Consider the following 7291-nt stretch of genomic DNA (forward strand, 5'->3'; position numbering starts at 1 on the left):
GGCCATGCCACGCAGGGCGATGTCGTCGGTAACGTTGTAGCGGCCCGTCGCGAACAGATTGCGCAGCTTGCTGCTCGCGCGAAAGGTCATGTCCTGTGGCGTCGAATACTTGTCGGCGTTGCTGTTGACGTCGTACGGGTGGTAGTTGGCGAGGTCCGCGGGGTTACCGACCACGCCGCCTGGATGGTTGACGACGTAACGGTTGGGCGTCCACGAGCCGTCGGCAGCATACGTGCCGGCACCGGCCGTGCCTGCGGCACGAGGATCGACCACGCCACCGTAAGGGCCCATGCCGAATCCATCGTCCGGATGGCGCGGACCGTAGGCCGTGCGGGTCAGTGAGCGCTTGCTGTCGTCCAGTTCGTCGCCGTCTTCGTAACTGGCGCCGAGGATGATCGAGGCGCGCTCGGTACTCTTGCCCCAGGTGAACGTGCCGTTCTTCTGGGTGCCGTCACCTTTGCCGTTGACGCCGTAGAGCACGTCGGCGGACGCGCCTTCGAAGCGATCCGTCGTGACGATGTTGACGACACCGCCGATGGCATCGGAGCCGTAGATCGACGAGGCGCCATCCTTGAGGACTTCGATGCGCTCGACGATCGCCACGGGAATGGTGGAGAGGTCGGTAAGGCCGTTAAGGCTGGTGGTCCAGCGACGGCCGTTGACCAGGATCAAGGTACGCACGGCGCCAAGGTTACGCAGGTTGGCGTAGCGGCCACCGGCGTCGGTGCTGGATGAGAGCGTGTCCTGCGGTGTGACTTCCGGCGTCCCCGCGGACGGAATACGGCCGATGACATCGGCCAGGCTGGTGAGGCCCGTGTCGCGGATGGCCTGGCGATCCATGGTGAAGACGGGCTGGGCGGTTTCGACGTCGGTGCCGCGGATTCGCGAACCGGTGACGCTGACGTTCACCGGCGCAAGCATCTCGGCGGACGGACTGGTCTCTTGGGCGCGGACGCCAACGTTGAGCAAACAGGCTCCGAGCGCTACGGCAAGCGCTACGCGTCGCCCTGCGACGAGGCGCTTGTGCCCGGAATTGACGTACATACCCTGAAGCCTCCCAAGCCCCGCCATACCCCACCCGGGCTCGACGATCCCCCGAAGATAACGCGTGCGGCGTGACGGCGGCAACCGGCGGAAGTCATGCTCTCCTTCCGCCGGCCGCCTCCTGGCTCGTTACTGGGTCGATGCCGTCGTCTGCGGCTGGCCGGGGCCGATGTTCTTCTCCAGGAACGCCGCGAGCCGGTTGTACATCTCCTCGACATTGGCTGGCTTGACGAAGCCGTGGCGCTCGTCGGCCTTGGTCAGCGTCTCGTACGGCTTGTGCGCCGCGTCCAGGGCCGCACGCATGGCCTTGAACTGGGCAAACGGGGCGCGCTGGTCGTCTTCGCCGTGAATCAGGAATACCGGCACGTCGATCTTGTCGGCGAGATGGACCGGGGAGTTCGCCTCCAGGTCGGCCTCGTCCCGGCCGATGACGCGGGTGAGGTAGTTGACGCCCGACTTCTTCTCCTGGATGTCGCCCTTGTTGTACATCATGTCCAGATCGTAAATGCCATCGTAGGCCACGGCGCACTTGAACACGCCCGGTGCGCGCACCGGGGTCATCAGGGCCGAATAGCCGCCGAAGCTGGCGCCGAAGACGCACACCCGCTTCGGGTCGGCATAGTTCTGCGCGATCGCCCACTTCACGCCGTCGATCAGGTCTTCCTGAATCCGCGTGCCCCACTTCAGGAAGCCGGCGGTTTCAAAGCTCGTCCCGCGCAGCGCCGAGCCCCGGTAATTCACCTGCAGCACGAGATAGCCGCGGCTGGCCAGGAACTGCGCGTTAGTGTCGTAGTACCACTCGTCGGCGATGCCGTGAGGGCCACCGTGGGGCAACAGCACCATCGGCAAATCGGCCTCCGGGCGACCCTTCGGGAAGGTGAGGATGGCCTCGAGTTCCAGGCCGTCGCTGGCCTTGAAGTGGAGGGGACGCCGCTCGGACATCGTCGCCGGGTCGATCCACGGCTTCGCATCGAACAGCTTGCTGACCTTGTAGGTTTTGGTATCGATGAGCATGTAGCGGCCGGGTTCGCGGTCGCTCGTCACCTCGAACATCAGTTGGCCGCCGTCCCGACTGAAGTCGACGAACTTGACGAAGGTGCCTGGAAACTTCAGCGACAAGGCCATATGAAGCTTCGAGATCGGCGCCTGCGGGTCGATGTATTCAACCTTCGGAATGCCCGTGTCGACGATCGTGCCGAAGGGACGCAGGGGCGCCGGCGTCCACAGGCCGCCTGGGGATACCTTGCCGAAGTCGTCCTTACGGATGACCTTGAGGTTGCTGCCGTCCTCGTCCTCTTCAATGAGCTCGCCGCCCCGGCCTTCGGGGCTTGCGACGGCATAGAACCGTTTGTCGTTGTTCGCCACGGAAGCCAGGGGCCGCAAGCCGCGATGTTCCTGATCGAGGGCGAGCTTCGCCCAGCCGCCGCCCTCGCGGTGGTACACCGCCCACTTGTAGTCGATACCATCGCCGTAAGCGAAGCGCGCCGTGCCATCGGGCGCGATCATGAAGTTCATGTTGGGCTGGCCGATGTCGGCCAGCTGCTTGCGTGCGCTCGTCTGCGCATCGATGTCGTATAGGGTGCTGCGTTCCTGGTCGTTCCACAGGGTGGCGCGCGCGTAGAAGTGGCCGTTCGCGTCGATCGGTGCGCCTTCGAGGGTGCCCCACCCGCGGTCGATCGCACGCGTGGCGTTGCGCCTGCCGACGGCTTCGTAACCGAAGAGGTAATCCGGGTTTTTGCCATTGACGTCGATGGCCATCAGCTCGCCGGTGTACGAAGCCTGCCCGATCGAGCCGTCGATCTTGCCGCGCGCAACCACCAGTCGGGTGTTGCTGGCCCAAAGCATGTTCGCTGGTGTTTCGTAGGGCGGCATGCGGATCAGGGTCACCGGCGTGGTCATGTCGCCGACCTTGTAGATCGCCAGGCCATCGGTCTTGCCGTCGGGATCGTGGAAGGCCATGGAGACGTACTGGCCGTCCGGCGAAAGGCGGGGCTCGGTGAGTGGCATCCGGCGGGCGAAGTCCGCCACCGGGATCAACTCGGCCGCACCGGCGGCGGTCGTGACAAGGCAAAGCGCGGCCAGCAACGGCCGCACGAAACGGTGATTCATCGTTTACTCCCCTGATGGTGCATCCATGTCGGCGCCCGGTCTCCGGATAGCTCCGTGAGCCGGGCGCCCGCGTGTTACTGCGTCGACGCTGTCGCCTGCTGTCCGCTGCCTATGTTCTTGTCGAGGAATGCCTGCAGCTTGTTATAGAACTCCTCGATGTTCTCCGGCTTGACGAACCCGTGCTTCTCGCCGGACTTGGTGAGGACTTCATAGGGCTTGTGGGCAGCATCCATCGCCGCGCGCATGGCCTTGAACTGGGCGAAGGGCACGCGCTCGTCATCCTCGCCGTGAACCAGCAGGACCGGCACGGTGATCTTGTCGGCCAGATGGTCGGGCGAGTTCGCGGCGAGGTCGGCATCGTCGTGGCCGACCACCGTGGTGAGGTAGCTGCGCCCGGTCTTGGTCGATTTGATGTCGCCCTTGCTGTACATCATGGCCAGGTCGTACAGGCCCGCGTAGCCCACGGCGCACTTGAACATCCCCGGCTCGCGGATGGTGGTCATCATGGCCGAGTAGCCGCCGAAGCTGGCGCCATAGACACAGATGCGCTTGGGGTCGGCGTAGCTCTGGGCGATGGCCCACTTCACGCCGTCGATCAGGTCCTCCTGGACCCGCGTGCCCCAGTTGAGATAACCGGCCTCCTCGAAACCGTTTCCGCGACCGCCGGAACCACGGTAATTCACTTGCAAGACCAGGTAGCCGCGATTGGCCAGGAACTGGGCGTCTTCATCGTAGAACCAGTCGTCCTTGATGCCGATCGGGCCGCCGTGCGGTACGAGCACCATCGGCAGGTTGGTCTCGGGCTTGCCTTTGGGGAAGGTGAGGATCGCCTCGAGCTCCGTGCCGTCGCTGGCCTTGAAGCGTAGCGGGCGGCGCTCGGCCATCTTTTCGGGGTCGATCCAGGGCGCGATGGCGAACAGGCTGCTTGCCTTGTACGTCTTGGTGTCGATCAGCATGTAGCGGCCCGGGTCGCGGTCGCTGGATACGCCGAACATCAGCTGGCTGCCGTCCTCGCTGAAATCGATGAAGTTGACGAAGCTTCCCGGGAACTTCAGCGACAGCGCCCTGTGCAACTTGGAAATGGTTTCCTGCGGATCGACGTAGGTCACCTTGGGAATGCCACTCTCGGCGTAGGTGCCGAAGGGGCGCAGCGGCACCGGTGTCCACAATCCGTTTGACGTGACAAGACTGAAATCGTCCTTGCTGACCACCCGACGATTGCCGCCATCCTCGTCCTGCTCGACGAACTCGCCACCCATGCCGTTGGGACTGTAGCGAGCGTAGATGCGGTTGCTGCCGGCGACCGAGGCGATGGGAACGAAGCGCTGCAGATCTCCGTTCTCGGGCACCTTGGCCCAGCCGCTACCTTCGCGATGGAACACCACGTAGGTGAAGTTGGTGTCCGTGCCGAACGAGAATTTCGCGACGCCATCGGGCGAGATCATGAAGCTCATGTCGCCGATGCCGATGTCGGCCATCTGCTTGCGGGTACTGGAGGTGGCGTCGACGTCGTAGAGCGTGCTGCGGTCCTTGTCGGACCACGACGTGGCGCGCAGGTAGAAGTGACCGTTGCTCTGCGCCGGTGTGCCTTCGATCTCGCCCCAGCCCGAGTCGGTCTGGCGCGTGGCCGAGCGCTTGCCAACCGCCTCGTAGCCATACAGGTAGTCGGGATTCTTGCCGTCGATATCGACGGCCATGATCTCGCCGGTGTACGAGGTGTTGCCGATCGAGCCGTCCTGCTTGCCGCGGGCAACGACCAGACGCGTGGCGCTCGCCCAGACGATCTCGGCCGGGAGCTCGTAAGGGGGCATCCGGATGAGGGCGACTGGCTGGGTCGGTTTCTCGACAAGGTAGATGGCCACCCCGTGCGACTTGCCATCCGGGTCGTGATAGACCACCGAGAAATGTTTGCCGTCGGGCGAGAGGCGCGGCATGGTCAAGGGCAGGCGACGGGCGAAATCGGCCGTCGGAATGAGATCGGCGGCAGCTACGCCGGTGGCACACGCGGCCAGGCACAACGCGGCCAGCAGCGGCCGCGCGAAGCGGTACTTCATGTTCGACTCCCCTTGCTTTGGTGTACATCCTTTACACGCCGTCCTCCCCGGACAGCGCCCACGCCGGGATATAGCCCATTCCGGGGCCGCCCACAAGGCGACCTGCGGGCCGGAGGGGGCGGTACACTTGCGTCCTGCGTTCTTCCTGGGGCCTCCATGGCAACTCCGTTCGTCGTCAATATCGATCCCGTCGCGCTGTCCCTCGGACCTCTCCAGGTCCATTGGTACGGGCTCATGTACCTGGGCGGCTTCCTCGGCGGATGGGGGCTCGGCGAGTATCGCCGCCGGCAGGGTCGCTTGCCTGTCAGCGCGGACCGCTTCGGCGACCTCATGTTCTACTGCATGATGGGCGTGGTGCTGGGCGGCCGGGTCGGCTACATGCTGTTCTACACGGCCATCTCCTGGATATGGACCGACCCCCTGGCCCTCTTCCGCATCTGGGACGGCGGCATGTCCTTCCATGGCGGCCTGCTCGGTGTGGTGGTGGCCGGCATCTGGTGGTCGCGGCGGAACAACGTCAAGTTCTTCGACACGATCGACTTCGTCGCACCGCTGGTGCCCCTGGGCCTGGGGCTCGGCCGCCTGGGCAACTTCATCAACGGCGAGCTGTGGGGCAAGCCCACCGACCTGCCCATCGGCATGATTTTCCCGCACGCGCCCGATGCGCTGCCGCGCCATCCCAATCCGCTCTACGAGTTCGCACTCGAAGGCGTCGTGATGTTCGCCGTGCTCTGGATCTTTTCGCTCAAGCCGCGCCGGCGCTATGCCGTCTCGGGCCTGTTCGCCCTGATGTATGGCTGCTTCCGCTTCATCATCGAATTCGTTCGCGTGCCCGACGCCCAGTTGGGCTACCTGGCCTTCGGTTGGGTCACGATGGGGCAGGTCCTTTCCCTGCCGCTGATCGCGCTGGGCATCCTGTGGCTGGCGATGTCGCGCCGCGCGCCCTACGCCCCTCTCGCTCCCGTCGCGGCCACCCCCGCGACGGCGACCTGATATCGTCCCGAGTCATGCAGTCCTATCTCGAACTCCTGCGCCATGTGCGCGACCACGGCACCGAGAAATCGGACCGGACCGGCACCGGCACGCGCAGCGTGTTCGGCTGGCAGATGCGTTACGACCTGGCGAAGGGTTTCCCGCTGGTCACGACGAAGAAACTGCACCTGCGCTCCATCGTCCATGAGCTGATCTGGTTCCTGCAGGGCGATACGAATATCGCTTACCTGAAGGAAAACGGTGTCGGCATCTGGGACGAGTGGGCCGACGAGAAGGGTGACCTCGGCCCTGTCTACGGACGCCAGTGGCGTGCGTGGCCCACGGCCGACGGCAAGGTGGTCGACCAGATCGCCTGGGTGGTGGACGAGATCAAGCGCAACCCGGATTCGCGTCGTCTTATCGTCTCCGCGTGGAACGTGGGCGAGTTGCCGAAGATGGCGCTGATGCCCTGTCACACGATGTTCCAGTTCTACGTGGCCAACGGCAAACTCTCCTGCCAGCTGTACCAGCGCTCGGGCGATATCTTCCTCGGCATCCCGTTCAACATCGCCAGCTACGCGCTGCTCACCCACATGATCGCCCAGGTAACCGGGCTGGACGTGGGCGACTTCGTGCACACACTGGGCGATGCGCACCTGTACTCGAACCACATGGAGCAGGCGGACAAGCAGCTGCTTCGCGAGCCGCGCCCGCTTCCCCGGCTTTCGCTTAACCCGGAGGTGAAGTCGATCTTCGACTTCCGCTTCGAGGATGTGGCCATCGTGGATTACGATCCGTATCCGGCGATCAAGGCACCTGTCGCTGTCTGAGCTTGCTGTCGACGCAGGCTCATATCGTCCGCGTCGCCTCCACCGGGGGCACGCGTGACGCACGCCGTGCAGGCGAGAGAACGGCCAGTTGCCCGAGCAACAGCAGGAGCAACATCCCGCAGCCGACGTAAAGCAACGATAGCCGCGATGTCTCGAACGCCTGCATCATCCACGCATTGAGTGCGAAAGCCAGTACGACACCGGCAAGCGCGCCCCCCATGCTGATAAGGCCGTTCTCGGTGAGGAAGTAAACGAGAATGTCGCGACGCGTCGCGCCCAGCG

6 protein-coding genes are annotated in these 7291 nt (G+C 64.5%); 2 read left to right on the forward strand and 4 right to left on the reverse strand.

Features of this window, described 5'->3' with window-relative positions; genetic code table 11:
- The 3 genes from AC1DSN_RS15730 to AC1DSN_RS15740 all read right to left on the reverse strand — a co-directional run.
- A partial coding sequence (locus AC1DSN_RS15730) for a TonB-dependent receptor plug domain-containing protein (RefSeq protein WP_477331571.1) occupies positions 1-1044 on the reverse strand: 1044 nt, incomplete at its 3' end.
- Between the two features lie 129 nt (positions 1045-1173).
- Positions 1174-3153 carry an alpha/beta hydrolase family protein gene (locus tag AC1DSN_RS15735; protein ID WP_477331573.1) on the reverse strand — a complete coding sequence of 660 codons (1980 nt, stop codon included), beginning with the start codon at positions 3151-3153 and terminating at the stop codon, positions 1174-1176.
- Between the two features lie 74 nt (positions 3154-3227).
- Complete coding sequence (locus AC1DSN_RS15740; RefSeq protein WP_477331575.1) at positions 3228-5207, reverse strand: alpha/beta hydrolase family protein; 1980 nt, start codon at positions 5205-5207, stop codon at positions 3228-3230.
- Between the two features lie 156 nt (positions 5208-5363).
- On the opposite strand from AC1DSN_RS15740, the gene lgt reads away from it, so the two are divergent.
- Together lgt and AC1DSN_RS15750 are read left to right on the forward strand one after the other, a co-directional pair.
- Entirely contained in the window at positions 5364-6200 is an 837-nt protein-coding gene (lgt, locus tag AC1DSN_RS15745; RefSeq protein WP_063572562.1) for a prolipoprotein diacylglyceryl transferase, read from the forward strand.
- Between the two features lie 14 nt (positions 6201-6214).
- Complete coding sequence (locus AC1DSN_RS15750; RefSeq protein WP_213948782.1) at positions 6215-7009, forward strand: thymidylate synthase; 795 nt, start codon at positions 6215-6217, stop codon at positions 7007-7009.
- Positions 7010-7028: 19 nt separating this feature from the next.
- Here the strand turns inward: AC1DSN_RS15750 and AC1DSN_RS15755 are convergent.
- The coding region (locus AC1DSN_RS15755; RefSeq protein ID WP_477331577.1) for an ABC transporter permease at positions 7029-7291 on the reverse strand (263 nt) is incomplete at its 5' end.

Source organism: Luteibacter sp. P4_D7_3, from assembly GCF_056401735.1.

What these genes read in the sequence shown, in the direction of transcription:
- AC1DSN_RS15750 (WP_213948782.1), top strand. Translation starts at nt 6,215, where the DNA reads ATGCAGTCCTATCTCGAACTCCTGCGCCATGTGCGCGACCACGGCACC.
- AC1DSN_RS15735 (WP_477331573.1), bottom strand. Translation starts at nt 3,153, where the DNA reads ATGAATCACCGTTTCGTGCGGCCGTTGCTGGCCGCGCTTTGCCTTGTC.
- lgt (WP_063572562.1), top strand. Translation starts at nt 5,364, where the DNA reads ATGGCAACTCCGTTCGTCGTCAATATCGATCCCGTCGCGCTGTCCCTC.
- AC1DSN_RS15740 (WP_477331575.1), bottom strand. Translation starts at nt 5,207, where the DNA reads ATGAAGTACCGCTTCGCGCGGCCGCTGCTGGCCGCGTTGTGCCTGGCC.